Raw genomic sequence first — 24,981 nt, 5'->3', positions numbered from 1 at the left:
GAACCCTGCCCCGCCCCGGGCATTGCCCTTGCATGTCACGATCTGACACGGCCCCGTGATCGCGCCGGTCAGACCCCATGCCAGAGGTCCCGATGCCCGACACCCTGCCCCCCGCCCACCGCGCCCGAGAGGAGCTGGTCGCCAATCTGATGGCGGTCCCTGCCGTGATCGGCCTGGTTCTGGCTATCCTGGCCTTCTTCCAGCGCGGATCGGGCATCACCGGAACTGCCGGCGCCGGGCTGGCCATCCTTGGCATGGTCGCACTGACCGTGGCCGCGCTGCTGGTCGGGCGTCTGTCGCCGGGCCGGTTCCGCACCTTCGTCGCGGTGATGATCCTGATCGGGGGGCTGCTGACGCTGATCTGCGCGTGGTTCCTGATGCAGGGCTGGCTGATGCTGGCCATCGCGCTGACGCTGGCCCTGTGGCTGATCTTCATCCTGGTCGCGAGGTAAAAGCCATGATCCGCATCCTTCCCGCCCTGATCCTGCTGGCCCCCGCCGCCCATGCGCAACAGACCGAATGGACCGGTTTCCACGGCAACGGCATGGCGCAGAAATACAGCGCCTCCACCCAGATTACCCCCGAGAACGTCGGCGATCTTGAAATGGCGTGGGAGATCCACACCGGGGATGTCTCCGACGGGTCGGGCGACATTCCGGGCACGGTGTGGTCTGCGACGCCGATCCTGGCCAACGACCTGCTGTATGTCGGCACGCCCTTCTATCGCATCCTGGCCGTCCATCCCGACACCGGAGAGATCGCCTGGACGTATGAGCCCGACGACACCACGCTGGAGCCCCTGTCCCAGCCCGAACTGAAGAACCGCGGCGTGACCTATTGGGAGGGAGAGGGCGACGGACCCTGCGCCCGGCGGGTCTATATCGGCACGATGGACGCCGAACTGCATGCGGTGGATGCCGATACCGGGGAACTGTGCGCCGATTTCGGCGAGGGCGGCATTTTGGACGTGAACCAGTGGAACAAGCCCGACGCGAACTTTCCGCTGTCGCAGCTGCAGCCCCCCACCGTCTTTCGCGACAAGCTGTTGCTGGGTTGGGCGGGCAAGGACTGGCACGACGCAGCGAACCCCCTGGGGTCGGTCTTTGCCGTCGACGCGCGCACCGGCGAACTGGACTGGACCTTCCATTCGATCCCCGACGATTACGACGGCGTGACCGGCACGTCGAACGTCTGGACCGCCATGTCGGTCGACGAGGAGAACGGTCTGGCCTTCCTGCCCGTCTCCAGCCCCAGCGCGGATTTCTATGGCGGGACGCGCACCGACCCGATCCCCCTGGCGACCTCGGTCACCGCAGTGAATGGCGACACCGGAGAGGTCGTGTGGTCGCGCCAATTGGTAAACCACGACATCTGGGATTACGATACCGTCGCGGCACCAACCCTTGTGGATATCCCCGGTGAGGGGGGCAGCACCCCCGCCTTGGTCCAGCCCACCAAGATGGGCTATGCCTTCGTTCTGAACCGCCTGACCGGAGAGCCGATCTTTCCGATCGAGGACACCCCCGTCCCCGCAACGGATGTCGAAGGAGAGGTCTCGTCCCCGACGCAGCCCATTCCGACCCTACCGAAATCGCCGATCGGCGATGATTGGGGCGGCGTGTTCGGCTTGGCCGACATCGCGTCCTTCGGCTATTGCTCGCGCAAGTTCGACGAGCTGCGCTATGAGGGCCGTTACACCCCGCCCAGCCTGGAAGGGACGCTGGCCTATCCGGCCACAGCGGGCGGCTTTCAATGGGGCGGCGGCGCGGTCGATCCGGAAAGCGGCATCCTTTATATCAACAGCTCTCGCGTGGCGCAGATCTATCAACTGATCGAGCGCGAGGATTACGACACCATGACCAGCGGCGGCAGCGAGGCCGAGGGCGGCCTGTTCCCGATGACCGGCACGCCCTACGGTTTCAGCCTGACCAACTTCCTGAACCCGATCGGCATGCCCTGCTGGAAGCCACCCTATGGTCTGATGTCCGCCATCGACCTGAAATCGGGTGAAACGCTGTGGGAGCGTCCCTTTGGACAGACGCAGCAATGGGGCTTCTACATGCCGGAAAGCTGGGGTTCGCCCACCATCGGCGGGCCGGTCGTGACGGCGTCCGGGCTGATCTTCATCGGCGCGTCGATGGACGCCCGGGTGCGCGCGCTGGACGCCGCCACCGGCGACGTGTTGTGGAAGGCTCAGGTCGACGCCCCGGCCGTGTCGATCCCCGCGGTCTATGATTATGATGGCCAGCAATACGTGGTCTTTGCCGTCGGTGGCAATTCCATCATCAAGCCGCAGGTGGCCGATCAGCTGATCGCCTTCACCCTGCCCAAGTGATGAACAGGGCGGCGCGGCCCACTTGACAAACCGCGCCGCCCACGCGATCAAAACAGCGTTGGGGTCGTAGCTCAGTTGGTAGAGCGCGTCGTTCGCAATGACGAGGTCAGGGGTTCGATTCCCCTCGGCTCCACCAGATCCGGATCATCCGTCTACAGAATGAAATCTGCCTCGGTCAGCGACAGCTGGCCTGACAGGCGGATCATCCCGTCCACGCGGCCATCTCCGTTCGCGTCCATCATCACACGCGTCACGTTGGTCTGCGGGACATACTGCACCATCAATTGTGCACCCTGCCCGGGCTCGAAGCTGTCGGTCATGTGGAACGCCTGGTTTCCGGGGGTCCGCCAGTCCGCATCGATGCCGGACAGGTCGATTCGATCGCTGCCGCGCCGGAAATCAAGGATCAGGTCGGTCTGGGCGCTCTGGCTGTCGGCCATCGACCCGAAGACGAACGTATCCGCCCCGACGCCCCCGGTCAGCAGATCCGCCCCCTGTCCGCCGATCAGGGTGTCGTTGCCCGCTCCGCCCGCCAGCCGATCCGCCCCCTGCCCGCCATGCAGACGGTCATTGCCGAACCCGCCCTCCAGCGTGTCGTTGCCCGCGCGCCCTTCCAGCCGATCATTGCCCGCGTTGCCACGCATCAGGTTTCCCTGCCCGTTGCCCAGCAGCACGTCATGGCCGGCGCCGCCTTCGGCATTCTCGACCCCGCGGATGATGTCCAGGCCATGGCGGGTGTCCTGCCGCCCGGTCACCGCCAGGTCGATGTGGCCACCCGTGGCGCCCTGCAGGACGACCGTATCGACGCCCGAACCGCCGTCGATGACGTCATTGCCCGCATCCATCAGCACCCGGTCCAGGCCGGCGCCGCCATACAGCGCGTCATGGCCGATCCCGCCGCCAAGGATGTCGTTGCCGCCATTGCCGTACAGCGTATCGTCGCCCGCCATCCCGAAGGCGCGGTCGTCTTCGAAGCTTAGGGTGAAGACGTCGTTGCCAGACAGCATCCGTTCGATGATCCGCTGATCATCGACACGCGAGAATGTCATGGACGCGTTGTAGATATCTGCCAGCGGCACCCTCAGCTGGTCGATCTGCCATTGATCGTAGTAATGTCCGCCAATATTGGCGGCCCCGCCGATCAGAGTGACGGTTCCACCCGTAATGTCACCACCGGTCACACGAAAGCCGCTGCCGCCGAAGATCGTCGCAAAATCGTAGCCGCCGCTGTAATAATCCACCAGCAGGACGTCCTCGAACTGCTGTCCGTCATAATTGAAATAAAGATTGTCAAAGAATTCGACATTGAACGCATCGTAATACAACACGCTGAGATCAAAGTTCGTGATGTCGAAACCGGAATACGCCTGCACGCGCGCCATCGTTAACCCCTTGCAAAATAACCATGAAAATGGGCTCTGTCCCGTTCATGTGCGGGGACAGAATGGCATTCATTAACGACGTCGCACGACAGGCGTCAAAACCTATCGCGCAACGTCGTTAACGTTTCCGCAAGGATGGCGTGGCGCGTCAGAGGCTGGTGCCCTCGGGCAGGCCCAGCATGATGTTCATGTTCTGGACCGCGGCGCCCGATGCGCCCTTGCCCAGGTTGTCCAGCACCGCGACGATCGTGGCGCATCCGGTCTCATCGTCGCCATGCACGCTGATGCGCAGCACGTTGCTGCCGTTCAGCGCGGTCGGGTCGATGCGGGCGCCGATCTGGTCGGCGGGCACGACCTGCACGAAGGCCTCGTTCGCGTAATGATCGGCCAGCGCCTGGTGCAGGGCCGCGACGCTGCGGTCGTCATCCAGCTGCAGCGGCAGCTGGACCGCCATGCCTTGGGCAAAATTCCCGACCGATGGCGCGAAGACCGGCTGCAGCAGCAGGCCGCCATGGGTCATGATTTCGGGGATGTGCTTGTGGCGCTGGTCCAGGCCATAGATGAAATGCACGGGCGCGGTGCCCGCCTCGAAATCCGCGACCATTGCCTTGCCGCCGCCGGTATAGCCGCTGACGGCGTTGATCGACAGCGCCTCGGTCTCGTCGATCAGGCCGGCAGCGACCAGCGGGGCCACGATGGCGATCGCGCCGGTCGAATAGCAGCCCGGATTGCTGACCAGCCGCGCGGCGGCGATGCGCTCGCGCATCTCGGGGGCCAGTTCGGGAAAGCCGAAGACCCAGTCCGGATCGATCCGGTGCGCGGTCGAGGCGTCGATCAGGCGCACGTCCATGTCGGCCGTCAGGGTCACGGCCTCGCGCGCGGCGGCGTCCGGCAGGCACAGGATGGCGACATCGGCCTGCGCAAAGCAATCGGCGCGGGCCTGCGGGTCCTTGCGCATCGCGGGGTCCAGCTGAACCAGGCGGATGTCGTCGCGTCCCAGCAGGCGGTCGCGGATCTGCAGGCCGGTGGTGCCGGCCTCGCCATCGATGAAGACGCTGTGGGTCATGGGGCAAGCCTTTCGCAGGTGTCGCCCGTGTCTAGCGCAGCGCGGCCTTGGTCACAACGCTGCTTGGCGCTAGATGCTGCACATCTCTGACCGGGTCAGGAACCGCTTCTCGCGACCGTTGTCCAGACTGAACATGCCGCCCCGCCCCGGCACCACGTCGATGATCAGGTCGGTATGGGCCCACGCCTCGGCCTGGCTGGCCGAGATGTAGAAGGGCGCACCGCCGATCTCTCCCAGCTGCACGTCGCGTTCGCCCACGCGGAAATCGCCTTGGGGATAGCACATCGGCGACGACCCGTCGCAGCAGCCGCCCGACTGGTGGAACAGGACCGGGCCGTGATCGGCCACGATCTCGGCGATCAGTTCCAGCGCGGCGGGGGTGGCGGTGACGGTGCTCATGTCTTCAGCCTTTTCTTGAGGAACCGCAGGACCTGCGTCTCTTCGGGGCGCAGGTCGGTCTGGGTCAGGGTGTCGTCGATCGTGTCCGCCAGCTCCAGCCGCAACTCGTCGGCCAGATAGGCGTCGATGATTTGGGGGTGCACATAGCACTGGCGGCAGATGGTGGGCGTGTTGCCAAGCCGCGCAGCAACCGATTCGATGGCGTCGCGCACATTGCGCTTGGCAGCTGCCTCGCTGTCGGCCTTCTCGTATTCGGCCAATGCCAGGGCAGCCAGGACCGTGCCGGTCCAGGTTCGGAAATCCTTGGCGGTGACCTGCCGCCCGGTGATCTGGCGCAGATAGTCGTTCACCTCGGTCGAGGTGACCTGGCGGCGGGTGCCGTCGTCGTCGACATACTGGAACAGATGCTGGCCCGGGATCTCCTGCACGGCACGGATGATGCGGGCAACGCGGCGGTCGCGCAGGCCCAGGTTCCATTCCTTGCCCGACTTGCCCTTGAACTTGAAGCGGACCTGATTGCCGTCCAGCGTGACATGCCGCATCCGCAGCGTGGTCAGCCCGTGCGACTTGTTCTCGCGCGCATAGCGGGTGTTGCCCACGCGGATCATGGTGTTCTCCAACAGGAACACGATGGTCGCCAGAACCTTCTCCACCGGCAGGCCGCGGCGCGACATGTCGGCATCGACCTGCGCGCGCAGCTGCGGCAGGCCGCGCGCGAAATCCAGCATGCGGTCATACTTGCTGCTGTCGCGCAGCTCGCGGAATTCGGGGTGATAGCGGTACTGCTTGCGGCCCTTGGCGTCGCGCCCGGTCGCCTGGATGTGGCCGCGCGGATCGGGACAGATCCAGACGTCGACATAGGCGGGCGGAATGGCCAACGATGCCAGCCGCTTGCGTTCCGCCTTGTCGGTGATGGTGCGCCCGTCCGGTCCCTTGTACGAGAACCCCTTGCCCGACCGCTGGCGCGTGATGCCCGGCATGTCGTCGTTCACATAGGTCAGGCCCGCGCTGATCGCGGCGTCCTCGGGGTCGATGATGCTGTCCTTGGGCATGGCGCGCTCCGCAGGTGGCGTCTGGCCCAACGCCGCGGGATCGGTGCGGGTTGCGGGCGACCCGAAGGCCGCCCGCATCGCGTTAGAAGAAGCCCAGCTTCTTGGGGCTGTAGCTGACCAGCATATTCTTGGTCTGCTGATAGTGGTCCAGCATCATGCGGTGGTTTTCACGCCCGATGCCCGACTGCTTGTAGCCGCCGAAGGCCGCGTGGGCCGGATAGGCGTGATAGCAGTTGGTCCAGACCCGGCCTGCCTGGATCGCGCGGCCGAAGCGGTAGCAGGTGTTCGCGTCCCGCGACCATAGGCCGGCGCCCAGACCGTACAGCGTGTCGTTGGCGATCGACAGCGCCTCGTCCTGGTCCTTGAAGGTGGTCACGGACACGACCGGGCCAAAGATCTCCTCCTGGAAGACCCGCATCTTGTTGTGGCCCTTGAAGACCGTTGGCTTGATGTAGAAGCCGCCCGACAACTCTCCGCCGTGATCCGCGGCCTCGCCGCCGATCAGCACCTCGGCGCCTTCCTTACGACCGATGTCGAAATAGCTGAGGATCTTCTCCTTCTGCTCGCTCGAGGCCTGCGCGCCGATCATCGTCGCGCTGTCACGCGGGTCGCCCTGCACGATGGCCTCGACGCGCTTCAACGCGCGTTCCATGAACTGGTCATAGATCTTCTCGTGGATCAGGGCGCGCGACGGGCAGGTGCAGACCTCGCCCTGGTTCAGCGCGAACATCACGAAACCCTCGATCGCCTTGTCGAAGAAATCGTCGTCCTCGCGGCAGACATCCTCCATGAAGATGTTGGGCGACTTGCCACCCAGTTCCAGCGTGACCGGGATCAGGTTCTCGGACGCGTACTGCATGATCAGGCGGCCGGTGGTCGTCTCGCCGGTGAAGGCGATCTTGGAGATGCGCGGGTTCGAGGCCAGCGGCTTGCCCGCCTCCAGGCCGAAACCGTTGACGATGTTCAGGACGCCCGGCGGCAGGATGTCTGCGATCAGCTCGGCAAAGACCATGATCGTGGCCGGGGTCTGCTCTGCGGGCTTCAGCACCACGCAGTTGCCGGCGGCCAGTGCGGGCGCCAGCTTCCAGCAGGCCATCAGCAGCGGAAAGTTCCACGGGATGATCTGACCCACCACGCCCAGGGGCTCGTGGAAGTGATACGCGATCGTGTCGTTGTCGATCTCGCTGATGCCGCCCTCTTGCGCGCGCAGGACGCCCGCGAAGTAGCGGAAATGGTCGATGGCCAGCGGCAGGTCGGCGGCCATCGTCTCGCGGATGGGCTTGCCGTTGTCCCAGGTCTCGGCGGTGGCCAGCAGCTCCAGGTTCGCCTCCATCCGGTCGGCGATCTTCAGCAGCGCGTTGGACCGATCGGTGGTCGAGGTGCGGCCCCAGGCCCCCTTGGCCTTGTGCGCCGCGTCCAGCGCGGCCTCGATGTCGTCGGCATTGGACCGGGCGATCTCGCCGATCTCGGCCCCGGTGATGGGCGTGGTGTTGGTGAAGTAGCGGCCCGACTTGGGCGCCGTCCATTCGCCACCAATGAAGTTGTCATAGCGGCGGGCAAAGGGCATCACGCCCACGCCCTTGAATTCGTGCGTCTGGTCGTTCGGCATCGGTTCCTCCTCCTCGGGATGTCAGCCCCCGGATCTCCCGGTCCGGGTATGCGCAAAGCGTCGGACAGCGCGTGATTCGTCGCAACCGCCGATCCACGCCGCAGCGCAGAAGCTGTCTCACATGTGAGACAGTCCCCCGTGATTTTCACCAAGCCCAAGGCGCGCCATGCGCCGGTACATCGTCGCCCGCCCGATCCCAAGCGCGCGTGCGGCCGCCGACACGTTGCCCTGCGCGCGGGCCAGGGCGCGCATCACGGCGGCGCGTTCAGCCCGGTCGAACCCGGTCAGGTCGTCCTGGCGCCCCAGCAGGTCGGCGGCCGGGCGCGGGCGGATCGCACCCTCGCGCTCCAGCCCCAGGGCGCGGCGGGCAGCGCGGGTGGCGCCGATGGCCAGGTCATCCTTGTCCACCGCCAGCAGCACCGCCTGTTCGCCCTGATCGTCCGAGGCCACGACGATGCGCGCGTCGGGAAACGACATCCGGAAGAACAGCGATTCGATCGCCCGCGCGGTCTGCGCCACCTGCGCCGAGATCAGCCGGTTGTAGCGTTCGGTCTGGTCCGCCCGCGCCGAACTGACGTCCAGCGCCGCCAGCAGCCGCCCGTCCGGTCCCCAGATCGGCGCGTCCATGCAGGACATCGCGGTGTTCAGGGTGCGGAAATGTTCGTCACGGTGGATGGTCACCTGCCGACCCTCGGCCAGGCAAGTGCCGATGCCGTTGGTGCCCTGCGCGGCCTCGGACCAGTCGGCGCCCTGCCACAGGCCCCAGTCGCGGAACTGCTGGGCGTCGGCATCCGACACCCGCTGGTCCAGCACGATGCCATGCGCATCGGTCAGCAGCACGTTGCAGCCCGACAGGCCGACCAGGTTGTACAGCTGGTCCAGCTGCGGTCCGGCGACGTTCAGGAAGGCCTGCATCGCCTGATGGCGGTCGGCCAGTTCGCTGTCTGACAGGCGATCCGGGCGGCGGCGGTCGGCGGGGTCCAGCCCGTGCTTCAGCATGGACCGCCGCCAGGATGCGGCCAGCGCCGAGGTGGCGCTGGGTGACTGCGACTGCGCGGCCACAAGCTCCGCGTGGTTGCGTTCGGTCATGGTCTCCCCCTCAGGATGGGGAAAGTATAGCACGGTTTGCGGGGCGCGATCTGCGACTTTGGTCGCGCCCCCCGGGGGTCAGCGTACCGGGCCCTCGGGGATGACCATCCCGTCCATTGCCCGGTCCGGACCGCGATCCGACTGCGCGGGCGTGCCGCCCATGCTGCCCGAGGGCGCGGCCATGCGCGGCTGATAGGGCGGCAGGCGGTCGGCGCCGTCCCGGTACAGCAGCGACTGTCCCTTGTGGAACAGGTGCAGCGCATGGGGATCGGCGGTCAGCCGGACCCGCTTGCCCTTCAGGTCCGGGTGGATGCCCGGCAGTTTGGCGGTGATCGGCGCGGTCTCGGCCCCGGTGCCGAAGTACAGCAGCGTGACCTCCCCCAAGGCCTCGGTCAGATCGACGGTTCCCTCGAAGACCGGGGTGCCGTCGGTCTCGCGCATGTCCTCGGGGCGGACGCCCAGGTTGACGACCATGCCCTCGTCGCCGGCGCGGGTCGGGATGGCGACCTGCGCCTCCAGGCCCACGTCCAGCGCGACGGTGGTCATCGCGCCCACGGTCTTGACCCGCCCGGGCAGCAGGTTCATCGCCGGGCTGCCGATGAACTGGGCCACGAATTCGGTCATCGGACGCTCGTACAGCTCCAGCGGCGCGCCGACCTGGGCGATGCCGCCGCCGGCCAGCACCACGATGCGGTCGGCCAGGGTCATCGCCTCGGTCTGGTCGTGGGTGACATAGATCATCGTGCGGTCGGGCATCGAGGCCTTCAGCTGCGCGATCTCGATCCGGGTGGCGACGCGCAGGGCGGCGTCCAAGTTCGACAGCGGTTCGTCGAACAGATAGACCTTGGGGTCGCGCACGATGGCCCGCCCGATGGCCACGCGCTGACGCTGGCCGCCCGACAGCGCCTTGGGCAGGCGGTCCAGATAGGGCGTCAGCTGCAGCATCTTGCCGGCGCGGTCGGTGGCGGCCTGGATCTGCTCCTTGGACTGGCCCGCGATCTTCAGCGCGAAGGCCATGTTGTCGCGGACCGTCATGTGCGGGTACAGCGCATAGGACTGGAACACCATCGCGATGCCGCGCTGGCTGGGCGGGATGTCGTTCATCACCTGCCCGCCGATCTTCAGCTCTCCTCCGGTGATCTGCTCCAGGCCCGCGATCATGCGCAAGAGCGTGGATTTCCCGCAGCCGGACGGCCCGACAAAGACGATGAACTCTCCCGAACGGATGTCCAGGTCGATGTCCCTCAGCACCTGCACGTCGCCATAGGACTTGGCGACGTCCGTCAGTTTCAGATCGGCCATTTGCGGTCTTCCTCCCCTACCCTTCGATGATCTGGACCTGCCACGGCATCAGCCCGCCCGCATCGTCGTCGGACAAGTTGGCGCGGATCAGCAGGGTCTGCTTGTCGTCACGGCGGCGGAAGGACAGCACCGGCCCCTCGGCCTTGATGTCTGTCATGTTTCCGCAGCGCAATGCGCTGTGCTTGCGGCGCAGGCCGACCGCCCAGCGATAATGGTGCAGCATGGACTGGGCGTCGGCCTCCTGGCTGACGACGGTGCGCTGCAGATGCGTGTGCGGCACCGGCAGCCAGGGCTGGCTGGTCGAGAAACCGCCGTTCACGCCCATGTCCCAGACCATCGGCGTCCGGCAACCGTCGCGGCCCTTGAACTCGGGCCAGAACTCTATGCCATAGGGATCGCGCAGATCCTCGAAGCGCAGCTCGGCCTCGGGCAGGCCCAGCTCCTCTCCCTGGTACAGGCAGACCGACCCGCGCAGGCACAACAGCACCGTCGCATAGGCCTTGGCCGCCTGGTCCGGCAGGTTCCAGCGCGTGACGTGGCGCACCACGTCATGGTTCGACATGGCCCAGCAGGGCCAGGCGTTGGGCGCGATGTCGTGCAGCTTATCGAACACCTCGACCACGCGCGCGGCGGGCAGGTCGTCACCCGACAGGAAGTCGAAGACATAGGACATCTGCACCCGGCCCGGCACGCCGGTATACTCCTCCAGCAGTTCCAGCCCGCGCTCGCTGTCGCCGATCTCGCCCACGACGGCGGCGCCGTAAGGCACCAGCGCCTGGTGGAACCGTTCAAGGAAGGCCAGGTTCTCGGGCTGCGATTTGCTGAAGCGGTGGCTCTGGTGGTTGTAGGGGTTCACGGCGGGGGCCGTGTCCGACTTGCGCAGTTCCGGCGCCAGGGGCGGGTTGTCGCGCAGCTGGGCGTCGTGGAAATAGAAGTTGATCGTGTCCAGCCGGAAGCCGTCGACGCCCTTGTCCAGCCAGAACCGCGCCATCTCGATCAGGGCATCCTGGACGGCGGGGTTGTGAAAGTTCAGGTCCGGCTGCGACGACAGGAAGTTGTGCAGGAAATACTGTTCGCGCCGGGCATCCCACTGCCACGCGCTGCCGCCGAAGATCGACAGCCAGTTGTTGGGCGGCGTGCCGTCCGGGCGCGGGTCCGACCAGACATACCAGTCCGATTTCGGGTTGTCGCGGCTGGCGCGGCTTTCCTTGAACCAGGGATGCTGGTCCGAGGTATGCGACATCACCAGGTCGATCATGACCTTCAGCCCCAGCTCATGCGCGCTTTGGACCAGCCAGTCGAAATCCTCCATCGTGCCGAAGATCGGGTCGATGCCGCAGTAATCGCTGACGTCGTAGCCGAAATCCTTCATCGGAGAGGTGAAGAACGGAGAGATCCAGACCGCATCGACCCCCAGGGACGCCACATAGGGCAGGCGCTGGGCGATGCCCGCCAGATCGCCCGTGCCGCTGCCGGTCGTGTCCTGAAAGCTGCGCGGGTAGATCTGATAGATGATCCCGCCTTTCCACCAATCCGTCGTCTGTTCAGTCAAGTTCATCCACCTTTCACGGAGCCGGCCAGCAATCCGCGGACCAGATATTTCTGCATGGCAAAGAACACCAGCAGCGGCACCGCTATCGAGATAAAGGCCGAAGTTGCAAGGATCTCCCATTCACCTCCGCGCGATCCCATCAGCTCTCGCAGCAGGCCCGTCATGACCAGCTGTTCGCGCGTGTTGCCCAGGAAGACCGTGGCCACCAGCAGGTCGTTCCAGACCCACAGGAACTGGAAGATCGCGAAACTGGCCAGGGCCGGGAAGGACAGCGGCAGAATGATCCGGCGGAAGATCTGGAATTCGGTCGCGCCGTCGACGCGGGCGCTCTCGATGACCTCTCGTGGCAGGCCGACCATGTAGTTTCGCAGCAGATAGACCGCCAGCGGCAGGCCGAACCCGGTATGGGCCAGCCAGATGCCCAGGTATCCCTTGCCGATCCCCAGTTCGTTGTGCAGCCGCAGCAATGGGATCAGCGCCACCTGCAGCGGCACGACCAGAAGCCCCACCACGCACGCCGTCAGCAGGGCCCGGCCCGGAAACTGCATCCAGGCCAGCGCATAGGCCGCGAAGGCCGCGATCAGGATCGGGATGACGGTGGCGGGGATCGTCACCGTCATGGTGTTCATGAAGGCGCGCCCCAGCCCGCCCGCGGTCAGAACCCGGGAATAGTTGTCGGTCGTGAAGGCCGGCGGCGACAGGGTGGTGGTGAAGATCCGTTCACCCCGCCGCATCTCGAAGGGCTGGGCCGAGGTCATGCGATAGCTGCCGTCCTCGGCCACGGTCAGATCGATCCCCGGCTCCAGCTCGACGGTGTCGCCGGGGGCGTTGGCATCGGGCTGACGCGCGCTGGTGCCCCAGGCGGTCAACTCCTGCGTACCCTCCAGGGCGCTGCCCTGGATCACATAGAGATCGCCCTCCTGCACCTGGTCCTCCGCCGTGCCCGAACGCACGAAACCGGTCTGCACCGACCCCGAGAACGACTGCCACCACCCCGAGGTCGAGATCTGGTCGCGGTCGCGGAACGACGACACGAACAGGCCCAGCGTCGGGATCGTCCACAGCAGCACCAGCAGGAAGGCCGCGATGTTGACCGCCCAGGCCAGCGACGACTTCTGTCCAGCCATCCCCTCCATCAGCGGACCTCCTTGCGTGCGTTGTAGATATTCCAGACCATGATCGGGGTGACCAGGATCATCAGGACGATGGCGATGGCCGACCCGCGCCCGTAATCGGGCGTGCCGCGGAACATCCAGTCGTACATCAGGTTCGCCAGCACCTGCGTGCCCCATTGCCCGTTGGTCATGACGAAGACGATGTCGAAGACCTTCAGCACGACGATGGTGATGGTGGTCCAGACCACCGCGATGGTGCCCATGATCTGCGGCACCTTGATCTTGAAGAAGACCTGCAGGGGCGATGCGCCGTCCAGGATGGCGGCCTCGATCGTCTCCTCGGGGATGCCGCGCAGGGCGGCCGACAGGATGACCATTGCGAAGCCTGTCTGAATCCAGACCAGCACCACCATCAGCAGAAGGTTGTTCCACACCGGCAGGGTCAGCCAGATCTGCGGCTCTCCACCCAGCTGGGTCACGATCCAGTTCAGAAGGCCGATCTGCGTCTCGCCCGAGGCGCGGTATTCATAGATGAACTTCCAGATCACGCCCGCGCCGACAAAGCTGATGGCCATGGGCATGAAGATCAGCGACTTGCCGATGTTGCCCCATTTCAGCCGGTCGGTCAGCTGCGCGGCCAGCAGGCCGAACAGCGTGGACAGGGCCGGCACGACCAGCAGCCAGGCCATGTTGTTCAGCATGGATTCCCGGAACTTGCCGTCGTTCACCAGCCAGACATAGTTGTCCAGGCCGACGAACTGCGATCCGTTAGAATTGAACAGCGACCGCCAGAAGCTGTCCAGCACCGGATAGACCAGATAGGTCGTCAGGAACAGGATCGCGGGCCCCAGGAACAGCCAGGGGCGGATCTGGTTCGCCCGCCGGATGTTGTCGCCCGCCTGCGCCCCGCGCGGCGGATAGATGCGGTCCAGCAGCCAGTTCGACCCCCAGAACCAGGCCACGCAGCCAAAGACCCCGATCGCGATCGTGCTGACCGCCAACCACAGTAATTCCATTCCCGGTCTCCCCCCTGGATCATGGGGCGCGGCGGCGTCGCGACCGCCGCGCCGGTCGTCGTCAGTTCAGCGAAGCCCAGCTGGCCTGGATCTTGTCCGCGACGTCCTGTGCCGAGGCGCCGCCGACGAAATCGATCATCCCGGTCCAGAACGCCCCCGCGCCGATCGCGCCGGGCATCAGGTCCGACCCGTCGAACCGGAAGACCGTCGCGTCCAGCAGGATCTGCCCCATGCGGCGGACGGTCGGATCGTCATAGGCCTCGACATTGGCGCCGGTATAGGGCGTGACGAAGCCCTGCTGCGCCATCCAGATCTCGTGCGCGACGGGGGTCTTCAGGAACTCGACGAAGGCCATCGCGGCGGGGTTGTCCGACAGGACCGCGAACATGGTGCCGCCGCCCAGGACGGGCTGGCCCAGGTCACCCGATGCGGGCGCGGGCATGTAGAAGAAGTCGGCATCCTCGCCCACGACCGTGCCCTCCGGGAAGAAGGTCGTGATGAAGCTGGCCTGTCGGTGCAGGTAGCAGGCGGGCGGGCTGTCGAACAGCCCGGCGGGGCTTTCGCGGAAATCGGTCGCGCTGACCGATCCGACGCCGCCCGCGACGAAATCGGGGTTCTTGGCGAACCAGCCGAACTCGTCGATCGCGGCCACGACCTTGGGGTCGTTGAACGGCATCGCATTGGTCGTCCAGGCGTCGTAATCCTCGGGCGTGGCAGTGCGCAGCATCAGGTCCTCGACCCAGTCGGTCGCGGGCCAGCCGGTGGCGCCGCCCGAACCCAGGCCGATGCACCAGGGGGTCTCTCCCTCCTCGGCGATCTGCTCGGTCAGGGCCTTCAGGTCCTCGTAGGTCTCGGGGATCTCATAGCCGGCATCCTCGAAGTTCTCGGGGACGTACCAGACCAGCGACTTGACGTCGGCCTTGTAGGGGAAGGCATACAGTGCCTCGGTCCCGTCGGGGCCCGCATAGGTGCCCAGCGCCGCCCAGCTTTCGCCCGCGGCATAGTTGTCGGTCAGCCATTGCGCCGTCTCCTCGCCAAGGGGGCGCAGGAAGCCCTTCTCGGCCAGGTCCGAGGCCAGGCCCGGCTGCGGGAAGACCGCGACATCGGGGGGAGATCCGGCCTCGCTGTCGATGACGATCTGCTGCTCGAAGCTGTCGGAACCGGAATAGTTCGCCTGCGCGCCGGTCGCCTCGTTGAAATAGGCGATGACCGACTGGAACAGCTCCTGGTCGCCGCCCAGCCAGGGGCCCAGGATGTTGAAGCTCTGCCCCTCAAGGTCGGAATGCGCGGCCTTGAACTCGTCCAGGCTGGCCCAGTTGATGCGGTCGTCGCTGCCCGGTTCAATCACCAGCTGCGCCTGCGCGCTGCCCGCGGTCAGCGCGATGATCGCGGCGGTCGTGTACAATGCGGTTTTCAAGTCTTCCTCCCTGAAAGTCCCCGGACCTGTTTCGCCCGGCTGTTAACGCGAACATTTGCCAGTTCTGGCGAACCTGTCAAACGCTTCTCATTCCCATTCCAGTTCCTTGTAGGCCGCGGTTGCGTTCCGCGCCACCGTCTCTGGATAGGAATTCCATGAATTCTGCATCGGCTGCAATGCATTGGCGATGGCGGGCACGGCCTGCGACAGGGGCAACCCGTCCTGAATGGCCCGGCGCGTCGCGGTCGCAAGCGCTTTCAATAATGCGGTCTGGGGTGCCGATGCGTCGGCCCATGATTCGCTGGCCGGTCCATGTCCCGGCACGATCAAGCCTGCGCCGCGCGCCGGGTCGCTGTCCAGCCATTCCAGCCATCCCAGCAGCGATCCGTCCACCACCGGCGTCAGGTCCCGGAACAGCAGATCGCCGGTGAACAGCGTGTTCGTCCTGCGGTCTAGCACGGTCAGGTCGCTGTCGGTATGGGCCGCGGGCCATGCCCGCAGCAGCAGGGACCGATCGCCCAGGTCGATCTGGCGGCGGTCATCGACCAGGTCGTCGGGCATGACCACCTGCGTGCCGATCCAATCCGGGGCCGGGTAAAGACCAACCAGCGCGTCAAGATACCCCGCCGCCCGCGCCTGAAGCGCCTGCGGCAGGGCGTGATGCGCGGTGATGCGGGCCCCGGCCTCGGACAGCACCTGCGCGCCCAGCACGTGGTCGGGATGCATGTGCGTCAGGATCAGGTGCCGCATCGGAAGGTCGGTGATCCTCCGGATCGCCACATAGTGGTCCTGCGCCTGCGCCCGCGACACCCCCGCGTCGATCACCGCGACCGCATCGCGGCCGATGATCACCCCCAGGTTGGCGATGCGCCCGTCCGGGGTCTCCTCCATCTGGTGAGAATCGCCGAAATGGACATGAACGCCCGGCGCGACCTGCTGCAGGTCCAGCGCCGGAAGATCGGCATTGGCGCGGCATTCCGGCGCACTGCCGGTCAGTTCGGGCCGCGCGGCCAGCCACGCATCCGCGACCTGCGCGGCCTGCGTTCGGCACCCCTGGGCCGTCGCCGAATCGCCCTGGGGCAGCAGAACCTGGCCGCATTGATCGGCGGCCATCGCCAGACAGACGCCCAGAACCAGGTGAAACATCGTCCTTCCGTCCCCTTTTGCGGCCCGTCTTCACGAAATGGTCACGACCTTGCGACCTTTGTCGTGTTGATTCATCCTGTCTGTATACTAGATTTGAATCCAGTCGCCTTCTGTAGCGGCGCCACCGGCATGTAGGAGGAGCACAACATGGCCTGGACCAAACCTATCCTGACCGAGATCGCTTGCGGCATGGAGATCAACATGTACGCACCCGCCGAGGACGAGCCCGTCCTGTTCTAAGCCTGTACCGCAGGCAGGAATGCGGCCCCGTCCGAACTCGTTCGGGCGGGGCTTTCTTATCGTAAGGCACGACACCCGATGCGGATCATCATCCTTGGGGCGGCGGCGGGCGGTGGCCTGCCGCAATGGAACTGCGGCTGCGGCAATTGCGACGCGGCCCGCGCGGGACGTATCCCGTCGATGACCCAAAGCTCGGTCGCGGTCAGTGCCGATGGGCGCGACTGGGCCATCCTGAACGCATCGCCCGACATCCGGGCGCAACTGGCAGCGACGCCGGCGTTGCACCCGTCCGGCCCGCGGACCATGCCGCTGCGGTCGGTCCTGGTGACGAATGGCGACATCGATCACGTGGCCGGGCTGCTGACGCTGCGCGAAAGCCATCCCTTCGATCTGTTCGCGACGCAGGCGATCCATGATGCGCTGGCGGCCAACCCGATGATGGCTGCGGTGAACCCCGACTTTGTCCCACGCCGGACCGTCGCGCTGGACCAGACGATCCCGCTGACCCCCGGCCTGACCGCGACGCTGTTCGCCGTGCCGGGAAAGGTGCCACTGTATCAGGAGGGCGCCACGGTCGAGACCGGCCTGATCGGAGAGACCACCGTGGGCGTCGAGCTGCGCAGCGCGGACCGGCGCGCGTTCTACATTCCCGGATGCGCGGACATGCCCGACTGGCTGCGCGACCGCGTCGCGGGGGCGGATGCGCTGTTCTTCGACGGCACCCTGTGGGACGACGACGAGATGATCCGCATGGGTCTGGGCCGCAAGACCGGTCGCCGCATGGGGCACATGGCGGTGACCGACACGATACCCGCCCTGGCCGACACGCTAATTGGCCAGCGCATCTTCGTGCACATGAACAATTCGAACCCGCTGACCGACCCGGACAGCCCGCAGGCGGCCCAGGCCGCGGCACAGGGCTGGCAGGTCGCCCGCGACGGAATGGAGATCACGCTGTGAAGGACGTCCAAGCCACCGCCCAGTCCCGTGAGGATTTCGAGGCCCGCCTGCGCGCCATCGGCGCCGCGCGCTATCACGACCGTCACCCGTTCCACGCCCGGCTGCATGGCGGGCAGTGCACCCCGGACGAGGTGCGGGCCTGGGTCATCAACCGCTGGATGTACCAGTCGCGCATCCCCATGAAGGACGCGGCCTTCATGAGCCGGGTCGAGGATCCCGACCTGCGCCGCGCTTGGCGCAAGCGGATCGAGGATCACGACGGCGGTCAGACCGAGGGCGGCGGCATCCGCCGCTGGCTGGCCTTGGCGCAGGCGGTGGGGCTTGACCCGGACTATGTCGCATCGGGCGTGGGCATCATGCCGGCGACACGGTTCGCGGTCGATGCCTATGTCCGCTTCGTGCGCGACATGCCGCTGCTGGACGCGGTGGCGGCCAGCCTGACCGAACTGTTCGCGCCCCGCATCCATGCCCAGCGGATCGAGGGTCTGCTGCAGCATTACGATTTCGCCGATGACAGCAGCCTGTCCTATTTCAAGAAGCGCCTGACCGAGGCGCCCGAGGACGTCAAGTTCGGCCTGGACTATGTCCTGACCCATGCCGACACGCTGGAAAAGCAGGACGCCGCGGCCGCCGCGCTGACCTTCAAGACCGACGTGCTGTGGGCCCAACTGGACGCGCTGTGGCACGGCTATGTCGAGGGGCGCACGCCCCCCGGGGCTTGGCGGCCCGGAGAGGGGATGCGCGCATGACCGCATTGATCGGACCCGACGACATCCCCTATCTGCCGCGCGGCGTGCGGCTGCAGGGCGATCGCGTGCGCGGCATCCGCGTGCTGCAGGCCCCGGAACGCGCCATGCAGCTGGACCAGATCGGAGAGGCGATCCTGTCCGAACTGGACGGCGCCCGCAGCCTGGACCGGATCGTGCGCGACCTGGCCGCGCGCTATGACGCGCCGGTGGACCAGATCGGCGGCGACGTGCGCGATTTCCTGACCGGGCTGATCGAACGGCGCATGGTCTTTGTCAGGGACAGCGCATGAAGGACCAGCAGCACCAGCCCCGCGACCTGGACGGCAACCCCGTCACCCCCGGCCTGCCCATGGCGATGCTAGCCGAGGTCACGCATCGCTGCCCGCTGGCCTGTCCCTATTGCTCGAACCCGGTCGATCTGGTCCGCGCGTCGCGCGAGATCGGCGCCGACGACTGGGGCCGGGTGTTCCGGCAGGCTGCCGATCTGGGCGTGCTGCAGGTGCACATCTCGGGCGGTGAACCCGGTGCGCGGCGCGATCTGGCGCAGATCGTGGGCCATGCGCGCGACGCGGGGCTGTACGTGAACCTGATCACCTCTGGCATCGGCATCACCCGTGACCGGCTGATCGAACTGGACCGCGCGGGCGTCGATCATGTCCAGCTGTCGCTGCAGGGCATCCGCCCCGACATGGCCGACCGGATCAGCGGCCATCCGGGGTCCTGGGACAAGAAGATGGCCTTCAGCGACTGGGTCACCGAGATCGGCTTTCCGCTGACCATCAATGCCGTCGTCCACCGCCAGAACATGGACCGCCTGCCCGACATGATCGATCTGGCCGAACGTCTTGGCGCCCGGCGGATCGAGGTGGCGACTGTCCAGTTCCACGGATGGGCCGACCGCAACCGCGGCGCGCTGATGCCCACCCGCGAACAGGCCGAATTCGCGCGACAGGTGGTCAACGCCGCCCGCGTCCGGCTGCGCGGACGGATGGTCATCGATTACGTTCCCGCCGATCACCATGCGGTCTATCCCAAGGCCTGCATGGGGGGCTGGGGCTCGACCGGGCTGAACGTCGGACCTGATGGGACCGTGCTGCCCTGCCACGCCGCCCAGACCATCGACTGGATGCGCTTCGAGAACGTGCAGGAGCGGTCGCTGTCCGACATTTGGCACCTGTCCGACAGCTTCAACGCCTTCCGCGGCACGGCGTGGATGCCGGAACCATGCCGCGGCTGCGACCGCAAGTCCGTCGATTTCGGCGGCTGCCGCTGCCAGGCGATGGCGCTGGCCGGCGACGCGCGGGCGACGGACCCGGTCTGTTCGAAATCTCCGCTGCATGCAGGGGTCGTGGCACGCGCCGAGGAGGACGCCGTCGCCACGACCACCGAATTCATCTATCGGAGGATGTCCAAGGGAGGATGAGGCAATGAGACTGTGGCTGACCCTGACGGCGGCGCTGCTGGCCGCGCCCGCGATGGCGCAGGACAACGCGCTGCAACCATCGCCCACCTGGGAGGATCTGCGCGGGGCGGTGATGGACCTGGACAGCGATCCGCCGCAGGACGCGACGGTACTGGACCTGGACGCACCGACCCGCGCCCATGACGCGGCCATCGTGCCCATCCGGCTGACGCAGGCGGCCGACGCCCCCGCCATCGACGCCCTGACCCTGGTCATCGACGAGAACCCTGCCCCCGTCGCCGCCGAATACGCCTTTGGTCCCGCGCTGATGCCCTTGGATTTCGAGGTGCGCGTCCGGGTCGACAGCTATTCCGACGTCCGCGCCATCGCGACCCAGGCCGACGGCATGCAGGTCATGGCCGGGCGTTTCGTCAAGGCCGCGGGCGGCTGTTCGGCGCCAGCGGGCAAGGACATGGCCGCGACCAAGGCGACCATGGGCCAGATGCGCTGGCGCAGCGAGGTTCAGGACGGAGCGGAGATCGGCACGCTGATGATCCGGCATCCGAATTTTTCGGGCCTTCAGCGCGACCAAGTGACGCTGCTGAACATCCCTGCCCATTTCATCGACCGCCTGGACGTACGCCAGGGTGACGCACTGCTGTTCTCGATGGCGGCGGGGATCTCGGTCAGCGAGGATCCGGTGTTCCGCTTTCGCTATCAACCGGATGGCCAGCCGATCAACATCCGGGTCGAGGATACGGACGGCAATGTCTGGACCGAAAGCTTTCCGCCGGGCGAACGAACGGTCAACAAAAGCTAGATCGCCATCCGACTTTCGTCGCAGCATGGCGCTTGCTTTATGTGCACCCTGCCCTAGACTGCGGTCACGGCGGCACCCTTGAGGAGGGGTTGCAGCCGGCAGAACCCAGGGAGGAATGCCATGACAGCAGCCGCCATGCAGGCGCGTCCCGTGCCGTCAGCGCGACCCACCGCCGACCAGGTCCGCGAGATCCTGATCGTCGACGACCACCCGCTGATGTGCGATGCGCTGGCACTGACGCTGAAGATCAGCTTTGGCCTGAAGAATGTCCGCACCGCACGCAGCCTTGGCGCCGCGGTGGAACAGATCCGCGTGCAGGGTGCGCCCGACGCCGTGATCCTTGACCTGAACCTGCCCGACGCGCGCGGCGCCGAGGGCATCGTGACCCTGCGCCGCCAGCTTCCGGGCGTGCCGATCACCATGATCTCGGCCGATCTGGAGGGGGCGATGATCTCGACCGCGATGGCGGCCGGGGCACAGGGCTATATCAGCAAGTCGCTGTCGCGCGAGGCGCTGGTCGACAGCCTGCGCCGCATGTGGGAGGGCGAGCACGTCACCCCCGACGGATACCAACCCGATCAAGACAGCGCGGACGACGACGCGAAGGCCGAACTGGCGCGGCGCTTTTCGTCACTGACGCCGCAGCAGATGAAGATCCTGCGGCTGATCTGCAAAGGCAAGGCCAACAAGGAGATCAGCTACGAGCTGTCGATCGCCGAGGCCACGGTCAAGACCCACATCACGGCGATCATGTCCAAGATCAACGCCCGCCGCCGCACGCAGGCCGTGCTGCTGGCCAACTCGATCCGGCTGTTCGAGGCCGGCTGATGAACACCGACCCGGCTGCGATGGAGGGCGCATCCGGGCCGGTCGCTGTGCAGGCCGACCGCGGCGGGACCGACATGGTCCCGACCTTGCTGGACGGCCTGCGCGGCACCAATCCCGCCTTGGTCCTGCTGTTCGGCGCGCAGGCGGACGACCTGGCCGCGCTGCAGTCCGGGCTGGCCCCCCACCTGCCGCCCGATTGCGTGATCGCCGGATGCTCGTCCGCCGGAGAGATCGGGCCGCAGGGCTATGCCAGCGACAGCGTGGTGGCGATCGGGTTTCCCGCGCGCCATTTCCGCGCCGCGTCCCTGCTGCTGCCGGACCTTGCCGCGCTGCCGGTGTCGGAATGGATGGCGCAGCTGCGCCAGATGGCGCGCGATTTCGGCCCCGACCCGGCGCGGCACCTGTTCGGCCTTCTGCTGACCGATGGCCTGGCCGGACAGGAGGACGCGCTGGTCGCCACGCTGGACGCGGCCCTGCCCTCGGTCCCGGTGCTGGGGGGGTCGGCTGGCGACGGTCTGGATTTCCGCCGCACCTCGCTGCTTGCGCAGGGCGCCGTGCGGTCGGGCGTCGCGGTCTTCCTGCTGGTCGAGACCGACCTGACCATCCGCGAGGTCACGTTCGCCCATTTCAGCCCCACCCCCACGCGCGCGGTGGTCACCGCCGCCATTCCCGAAAAACGCCGCATCCTGGAGCTAAACGCCGAACCCGCGGCGCAGGAATATGCCCGCCTGACCGGGTTGCGCCGCGCCGACCTGACGCCCAGCGAATTTGCCCGCCACCCCCTGCTGCTGCGCATGGGCGGGCGCCATCACGTGCGCGCCATCAGCGCCATCACAGACGACGACGGCCTGTCGCTGATGTCGTCCATCGACACCGGCACCGTCCTGACCCTTGGCCGGTCCGAGGATCTGATCCAGGGGTTTTCCGACCTGCTGGAGGCGCTGCCCACGCCGCCGCTGATGGTGCTGGCCTTTGACTGCATCCTGCGCCGGCTGGCGCTGGAACGCGCGGGGCTGACCGACCGGATGTCGGACCTGTACCGCCGTCACCGCGTTGCGGGGTTCAACACCTATGGCGAACAGCACAGCGGCATGCATGTGAACCAGACATTCGTGGGCCTGGCCTTCATGAGGTCCGATGATGTTGCGTGACGACGATCCGCCCGACCGGCAGATCGCCAAGCTGACCCGTATCAACGCCGTCCTGATCGACCGGATCGACCGGCTGGAAGAATCACGCGGGTCCGCATGGTCGATGTTCCAGGCCGCCGTCGCGCTGGAGCAGGAGGTGCTGGCCCGCACGCGTGACCTGGAACGCGCGATGGCCGACCTGTCGCAAAGAAACCGCGAACTGGCCGTGGCCCGCGCCCTGGCCGAGGAGGCGAACCGGTCCAAGACCCGTTTCCTGCGCGCAGCCAGCCACGACCTGCTGCAGCCCCTGTCGGCGGCGCGGCTGTTCCTGTCAGCGCTGACCGACACGCCGATGGACCCGCACCAGACCGAACTGACCGACCGGCTTGGCAGTGCCTTCGAATCGGTCGAACAGCTGATGCATGCGGTGCTGGACATCTCGCGGCTGGACAGCCAGCGGATCGAGTTCAACCGACAGCCCGTGCCGCTGGACGACCTGTTCCGCAGGCTGGCGGCCGAATTCGCGCCCGTGGCGCAGGCCAAGGGGTTGCGGCTGCGGTTCATGCCCACGACCGCGGTCGTGGACAGCGACCCGATCTTCCTGCGCCGCATCGCGCAGAACCTGGTGTCGAACGCGATCAAGTACACCCATCGCGGCGGCGTCGCGGTGGGTGCGCGGCGCAAGGGGGCGATGTGCTGGCTGTCGGTCTATGACACCGGGATGGGCATTCCGGCCGTGGACCGCAACCGCATCTTCGACGAGTTCCAGCGCCTGACCCATGACAGCGCGACGCCCGGCATGGGGCTGGGCCTGTCCATCGTGCGCCGGGCCTGCGCCAAGCTGGGCCATCCGATCAGCCTGTCGTCCGAGGCGATGCGCGGCACGGTGTTCCGCGTCGGCCTGCCCCTGGTGCAGGCGCTGTCGGACACGCCGCGCCTCGCCGTCGCGCCGCTGCCCGCGCTGCGCGGCCGCGTGGCCTTGGTGGTCGAGAACGACCCCGAGATGCGCCGTGCCTATCAGATGATCCTGCGCAACCGGCTTGGCATGGTGCCCCGCATCGCGGGCGACACGGCCGAGGCGCTGGCCACGATGGGGGACGAACCCCCCGACGTGATCCTGGCCGATTACCACCTGGAGAACGGCGACACCGGGTTTGCCGCGATCGAGGCGCTGCGCGCCGCATCCGACCGGCCGGTGCCCGCGGTGATGGTGACGGCGCATCGCGATCCGGCGATTTCGCGGCGCTGCGCCGCCATGGGGATCCACCTGCTGGAAAAGCCCGTCAGTCCGCCAGACCTGGCCGAGATTTTGGGGCGTCTTCTGGCCTAAGACCAAGGGGGGATGCGGCCGCCGCCGGGGCTTGCGCCGCCGCCCGTCCCGCGCCCATCATGCCCCAACGTTTGGGAGGACGACCATGACCCGCGCCTTTGCACTTGCCCTGATGCTGGGGCTTGCCCCCCTGCCCCTGATCGCGGCCGAGGCCGGCGACGCGGTCTTTGCCGAACGGGGCCCCTGGGATCTGGGCGACAGGACGCTGGAATGGCAGATGACCGTCACGGGCCCGATGGCCGAAGGGTTCCGCCCGACCGAGGACGGCCGCATCACCCTGTCCCAGGACATCGACCCCAGCGATCAGCAGCCGATCCTGGAGCTGACCCAGAAGGCCGGGCCGATCGACCGCACGATCGGGCCGTTCCCGATCTCTTCGGGTGATCCGGTCCTGACCTTCTTTCTGGAACAGACAACCCGCGACATGGCCGCGCTGACCGGCGGCAGCCCTTTCTATATCCGCAACCGCATGAAGGAGGCGCTTTTCCGGGGCGGAGAGGTCACGACCACCGACGGCGGCATCACGGCCAGCTTTCAGCCCTTCATCGCGGACAAGAATGCAGAACGCATGCACGGCTTCCAGACTCTGACGCTGACCTTCGTGATGGCCGCGCCGGACGAGCCCATCCGCGAGCTGCGCGCCGAAACCGATGCCGCGGCGGGTTATCGCAACGAACTGGTGCTGCAATGATCCGCGCGGGCGCCTGTGCGCTGGCGCTGGCCCTGGCCCTGACGGCGGCCCCCGCGTCGGCGCAGGCGGTGAACGATTATCCGACCAATGCGCGGGTCGAATACGCCTTTGCCTGCATGGCGACCAACGGGCAGACGCGCGACATGCTGGACCGCTGCTCCTGCGCGATCGACCGCATCGCCGAGGTGCTGCCCTATGCCGATTACGTCGGCGCGGAAACCATCCTGCGGATGCGCCAGACCACCGGAGAGCGGTCCGGCATGTTCCGCGGCATGGCCGCCCTGACCGAGACCGTGGCCACCCTGCGCCGCGCCGAGGCCGAGGCCGAGATCATCTGTTTCTGACCGCCGC

At 66.8% G+C, this 24,981-nt stretch carries 25 protein-coding genes and 1 tRNA gene; 14 read left to right on the top strand and 12 right to left on the bottom strand.

The features are described 5' to 3' along the window. Window positions 1-92: 92 nt before the first annotated feature. The 3 genes from F1642_RS08935 to F1642_RS08925 all read left to right on the top strand — a co-directional run bounded on the left by F1642_RS08935 (window position 93) and on the right by F1642_RS08925 (window position 2,471). A complete protein-coding gene (locus tag F1642_RS08935) occupies window positions 93-452 on the top strand; it encodes a hypothetical protein (protein WP_046000590.1) in 360 nt (119 codons plus the stop codon). 5 nt (window positions 453-457) lie between these two features. After that, window positions 458-2,335: a pyrroloquinoline quinone-dependent dehydrogenase gene (locus tag F1642_RS08930; RefSeq protein WP_194886031.1), complete on the top strand. Its 1,878-nt coding sequence runs from the start codon at window positions 458-460 to the stop codon at window positions 2,333-2,335. Window positions 2,336-2,395: 60 nt separating this feature from the next. Then, window positions 2,396-2,471 (top strand) — tRNA-Ala (locus tag F1642_RS08925). 16 nt (window positions 2,472-2,487) lie between these two features. Here F1642_RS08925 and F1642_RS08920 read toward each other — a convergent pair. The 12 genes from F1642_RS08920 to F1642_RS08865 form a co-directional block, all read right to left on the bottom strand. Continuing rightward, window positions 2,488-3,717: a calcium-binding protein gene (locus F1642_RS08920; RefSeq protein WP_194886030.1), complete on the bottom strand. Its 1,230-nt coding sequence runs from the start codon at window positions 3,715-3,717 to the stop codon at window positions 2,488-2,490. A gap of 148 nt (window positions 3,718-3,865) precedes the next feature. Further along, entirely contained in the window at window positions 3,866-4,783 is a 918-nt protein-coding gene (gene argC, locus F1642_RS08915) for an N-acetyl-gamma-glutamyl-phosphate reductase (RefSeq protein ID WP_139599175.1), read from the bottom strand. A gap of 69 nt (window positions 4,784-4,852) precedes the next feature. Beyond that, window positions 4,853-5,182: a DUF779 domain-containing protein gene (locus tag F1642_RS08910; RefSeq protein ID WP_045982321.1), complete on the bottom strand. Its 330-nt coding sequence runs from the start codon at window positions 5,180-5,182 to the stop codon at window positions 4,853-4,855. Then, window positions 5,179-6,234 (bottom strand): DNA topoisomerase IB, encoded by a 1,056-nt coding sequence (locus tag F1642_RS08905; RefSeq protein ID WP_045982351.1) that lies wholly within the window; start codon window positions 6,232-6,234, stop codon window positions 5,179-5,181. The genes F1642_RS08910 and F1642_RS08905 overlap by 4 nt, the downstream gene beginning before the upstream one ends. Window positions 6,235-6,316: 82 nt before the next feature. Then, window positions 6,317-7,843: an aldehyde dehydrogenase gene (gene adh / locus F1642_RS08900; RefSeq protein ID WP_046000587.1), complete on the bottom strand. Its 1,527-nt coding sequence runs from the start codon at window positions 7,841-7,843 to the stop codon at window positions 6,317-6,319. Between the two features lie 117 nt (window positions 7,844-7,960). Further along, window positions 7,961-8,932, bottom strand: coding sequence for a GAF domain-containing protein (locus F1642_RS08895; protein ID WP_255522303.1), 972 nt, complete (start codon window positions 8,930-8,932; stop codon window positions 7,961-7,963). Between the two features lie 78 nt (window positions 8,933-9,010). Then, complete coding sequence (locus tag F1642_RS08890) at window positions 9,011-10,234, bottom strand: ABC transporter ATP-binding protein (protein WP_139599176.1); 1,224 nt, start codon at window positions 10,232-10,234, stop codon at window positions 9,011-9,013. A 16-nt stretch (window positions 10,235-10,250) separates the two neighbouring features. Continuing rightward, complete coding sequence (locus tag F1642_RS08885) at window positions 10,251-11,792, bottom strand: alpha-amylase family glycosyl hydrolase (protein WP_052715245.1); 1,542 nt, start codon at window positions 11,790-11,792, stop codon at window positions 10,251-10,253. Then, entirely contained in the window at window positions 11,789-12,922 is a 1,134-nt protein-coding gene (locus F1642_RS08880) for a carbohydrate ABC transporter permease (protein ID WP_045982319.1), read from the bottom strand. Before F1642_RS08880 ends, F1642_RS08885 begins: the two co-directional genes overlap by 4 nt. After that, the gene (locus F1642_RS08875) at window positions 12,922-13,917 is read right to left on the bottom strand and encodes a carbohydrate ABC transporter permease (RefSeq protein ID WP_194886029.1); all 996 of its coding nucleotides are present in this window, start codon (window positions 13,915-13,917) and stop codon (window positions 12,922-12,924) included. Before F1642_RS08875 ends, F1642_RS08880 begins: the two co-directional genes overlap by 1 nt. Window positions 13,918-13,978: 61 nt before the next feature. Further along, window positions 13,979-15,334, bottom strand: a complete 1,356-nt coding sequence (locus F1642_RS08870) for an ABC transporter substrate-binding protein (RefSeq protein WP_046000584.1) — start codon at window positions 15,332-15,334, stop codon at window positions 13,979-13,981. A gap of 87 nt (window positions 15,335-15,421) precedes the next feature. Continuing rightward, window positions 15,422-16,480, bottom strand: coding sequence for a quinoprotein relay system zinc metallohydrolase 2 (locus F1642_RS08865; protein WP_194886028.1), 1,059 nt, complete (start codon window positions 16,478-16,480; stop codon window positions 15,422-15,424). 147 nt (window positions 16,481-16,627) lie between these two features. Between F1642_RS08865 and pqqA the strand changes: the two genes are divergently transcribed. The 11 genes from pqqA (at window position 16,628) to F1642_RS08810 (ending at window position 24,974) form a co-directional block, all read left to right on the top strand. Next, window positions 16,628-16,720, top strand: a complete 93-nt coding sequence (gene pqqA / locus F1642_RS08860) for a pyrroloquinoline quinone precursor peptide PqqA (protein WP_042250260.1) — start codon at window positions 16,628-16,630, stop codon at window positions 16,718-16,720. A gap of 78 nt (window positions 16,721-16,798) precedes the next feature. Further along, complete coding sequence (gene pqqB / locus F1642_RS08855) at window positions 16,799-17,680, top strand: pyrroloquinoline quinone biosynthesis protein PqqB (RefSeq protein ID WP_194886027.1); 882 nt, start codon at window positions 16,799-16,801, stop codon at window positions 17,678-17,680. Then, window positions 17,677-18,429 carry a pyrroloquinoline-quinone synthase PqqC gene (pqqC, locus tag F1642_RS08850; protein WP_045982314.1) on the top strand — a complete coding sequence of 251 codons (753 nt, stop codon included), beginning with the start codon at window positions 17,677-17,679 and terminating at the stop codon, window positions 18,427-18,429. The genes pqqB and pqqC overlap by 4 nt, the downstream gene beginning before the upstream one ends. Continuing rightward, the gene (gene pqqD / locus F1642_RS08845) at window positions 18,426-18,719 is read left to right on the top strand and encodes a pyrroloquinoline quinone biosynthesis peptide chaperone PqqD (RefSeq protein ID WP_046000581.1); all 294 of its coding nucleotides are present in this window, start codon (window positions 18,426-18,428) and stop codon (window positions 18,717-18,719) included. The genes pqqC and pqqD overlap by 4 nt, the downstream gene beginning before the upstream one ends. After that, window positions 18,716-19,852, top strand: a complete 1,137-nt coding sequence (gene pqqE, locus F1642_RS08840; protein WP_194886026.1) for a pyrroloquinoline quinone biosynthesis protein PqqE — start codon at window positions 18,716-18,718, stop codon at window positions 19,850-19,852. The genes pqqD and pqqE overlap by 4 nt, the downstream gene beginning before the upstream one ends. Before the next feature lie 4 nt (window positions 19,853-19,856). Next, window positions 19,857-20,651 carry a quinoprotein dehydrogenase-associated SoxYZ-like carrier gene (locus tag F1642_RS08835; protein ID WP_194886025.1) on the top strand — a complete coding sequence of 265 codons (795 nt, stop codon included), beginning with the start codon at window positions 19,857-19,859 and terminating at the stop codon, window positions 20,649-20,651. A gap of 120 nt (window positions 20,652-20,771) precedes the next feature. After that, window positions 20,772-21,479, top strand: coding sequence for a response regulator transcription factor (locus F1642_RS08830; RefSeq protein WP_045982310.1), 708 nt, complete (start codon window positions 20,772-20,774; stop codon window positions 21,477-21,479). After that, window positions 21,479-22,630: an FIST N-terminal domain-containing protein gene (locus tag F1642_RS08825; RefSeq protein ID WP_139599181.1), complete on the top strand. Its 1,152-nt coding sequence runs from the start codon at window positions 21,479-21,481 to the stop codon at window positions 22,628-22,630. The genes F1642_RS08830 and F1642_RS08825 overlap by 1 nt, the downstream gene beginning before the upstream one ends. Then, window positions 22,617-23,939: a hybrid sensor histidine kinase/response regulator gene (locus F1642_RS08820; protein ID WP_052715243.1), complete on the top strand. Its 1,323-nt coding sequence runs from the start codon at window positions 22,617-22,619 to the stop codon at window positions 23,937-23,939. The genes F1642_RS08825 and F1642_RS08820 overlap by 14 nt, the downstream gene beginning before the upstream one ends. Window positions 23,940-24,024: 85 nt before the next feature. Next, window positions 24,025-24,630, top strand: coding sequence for a hypothetical protein (locus tag F1642_RS08815; RefSeq protein ID WP_046000577.1), 606 nt, complete (start codon window positions 24,025-24,027; stop codon window positions 24,628-24,630). Continuing rightward, on the top strand, window positions 24,627-24,974 hold the full coding sequence (locus F1642_RS08810; RefSeq protein ID WP_194886024.1) for a hypothetical protein: 348 nt from the start codon (window positions 24,627-24,629) through the stop codon (window positions 24,972-24,974). Before F1642_RS08815 ends, F1642_RS08810 begins: the two co-directional genes overlap by 4 nt. Window positions 24,975-24,981: the final 7 nt, after the last annotated feature.

The sequence above is a fragment of the Paracoccus sp. NBH48 genome (assembly GCF_015390265.1).
GTDB lineage: Bacteria > Pseudomonadota > Alphaproteobacteria > Rhodobacterales > Rhodobacteraceae > Paracoccus > Paracoccus marcusii.
This window is presented reverse-complemented; position numbering and strand designations above follow the sequence as displayed.

Excerpts from the sequence above, each read along its gene's own strand:
- F1642_RS08935 (WP_046000590.1), top strand. The coding sequence starts at position 93 with ATGCCCGACACCCTGCCCCCCGCCCACCGCGCCCGAGAGGAGCTGGTC.
- F1642_RS08930 (WP_194886031.1), top strand. The coding sequence starts at position 458 with ATGATCCGCATCCTTCCCGCCCTGATCCTGCTGGCCCCCGCCGCCCAT.
- F1642_RS08920 (WP_194886030.1), bottom strand. The coding sequence starts at position 3,717 with ATGGCGCGCGTGCAGGCGTATTCCGGTTTCGACATCACGAACTTTGAT.
- argC (WP_139599175.1), bottom strand. The coding sequence starts at position 4,783 with ATGACCCACAGCGTCTTCATCGATGGCGAGGCCGGCACCACCGGCCTG.
- F1642_RS08910 (WP_045982321.1), bottom strand. The coding sequence starts at position 5,182 with ATGAGCACCGTCACCGCCACCCCCGCCGCGCTGGAACTGATCGCCGAG.
- F1642_RS08905 (WP_045982351.1), bottom strand. The coding sequence starts at position 6,234 with ATGCCCAAGGACAGCATCATCGACCCCGAGGACGCCGCGATCAGCGCG.
- adh (WP_046000587.1), bottom strand. The coding sequence starts at position 7,843 with ATGCCGAACGACCAGACGCACGAATTCAAGGGCGTGGGCGTGATGCCC.
- F1642_RS08895 (WP_255522303.1), bottom strand. The coding sequence starts at position 8,932 with ATGACCGAACGCAACCACGCGGAGCTTGTGGCCGCGCAGTCGCAGTCA.
- F1642_RS08890 (WP_139599176.1), bottom strand. The coding sequence starts at position 10,234 with ATGGCCGATCTGAAACTGACGGACGTCGCCAAGTCCTATGGCGACGTG.
- F1642_RS08885 (WP_052715245.1), bottom strand. The coding sequence starts at position 11,792 with ATGAACTTGACTGAACAGACGACGGATTGGTGGAAAGGCGGGATCATC.
- F1642_RS08880 (WP_045982319.1), bottom strand. The coding sequence starts at position 12,922 with ATGGAGGGGATGGCTGGACAGAAGTCGTCGCTGGCCTGGGCGGTCAAC.
- F1642_RS08875 (WP_194886029.1), bottom strand. The coding sequence starts at position 13,917 with ATGGAATTACTGTGGTTGGCGGTCAGCACGATCGCGATCGGGGTCTTT.
- F1642_RS08865 (WP_194886028.1), bottom strand. The coding sequence starts at position 16,480 with ATGTTTCACCTGGTTCTGGGCGTCTGTCTGGCGATGGCCGCCGATCAA.
- pqqA (WP_042250260.1), top strand. The coding sequence starts at position 16,628 with ATGGCCTGGACCAAACCTATCCTGACCGAGATCGCTTGCGGCATGGAG.
- pqqB (WP_194886027.1), top strand. The coding sequence starts at position 16,799 with ATGCGGATCATCATCCTTGGGGCGGCGGCGGGCGGTGGCCTGCCGCAA.
- pqqD (WP_046000581.1), top strand. The coding sequence starts at position 18,426 with ATGACCGCATTGATCGGACCCGACGACATCCCCTATCTGCCGCGCGGC.
- pqqE (WP_194886026.1), top strand. The coding sequence starts at position 18,716 with ATGAAGGACCAGCAGCACCAGCCCCGCGACCTGGACGGCAACCCCGTC.
- F1642_RS08835 (WP_194886025.1), top strand. The coding sequence starts at position 19,857 with ATGAGACTGTGGCTGACCCTGACGGCGGCGCTGCTGGCCGCGCCCGCG.
- F1642_RS08830 (WP_045982310.1), top strand. The coding sequence starts at position 20,772 with ATGACAGCAGCCGCCATGCAGGCGCGTCCCGTGCCGTCAGCGCGACCC.
- F1642_RS08825 (WP_139599181.1), top strand. The coding sequence starts at position 21,479 with ATGAACACCGACCCGGCTGCGATGGAGGGCGCATCCGGGCCGGTCGCT.
- F1642_RS08820 (WP_052715243.1), top strand. The coding sequence starts at position 22,617 with ATGATGTTGCGTGACGACGATCCGCCCGACCGGCAGATCGCCAAGCTG.
- F1642_RS08815 (WP_046000577.1), top strand. The coding sequence starts at position 24,025 with ATGACCCGCGCCTTTGCACTTGCCCTGATGCTGGGGCTTGCCCCCCTG.
- F1642_RS08810 (WP_194886024.1), top strand. The coding sequence starts at position 24,627 with ATGATCCGCGCGGGCGCCTGTGCGCTGGCGCTGGCCCTGGCCCTGACG.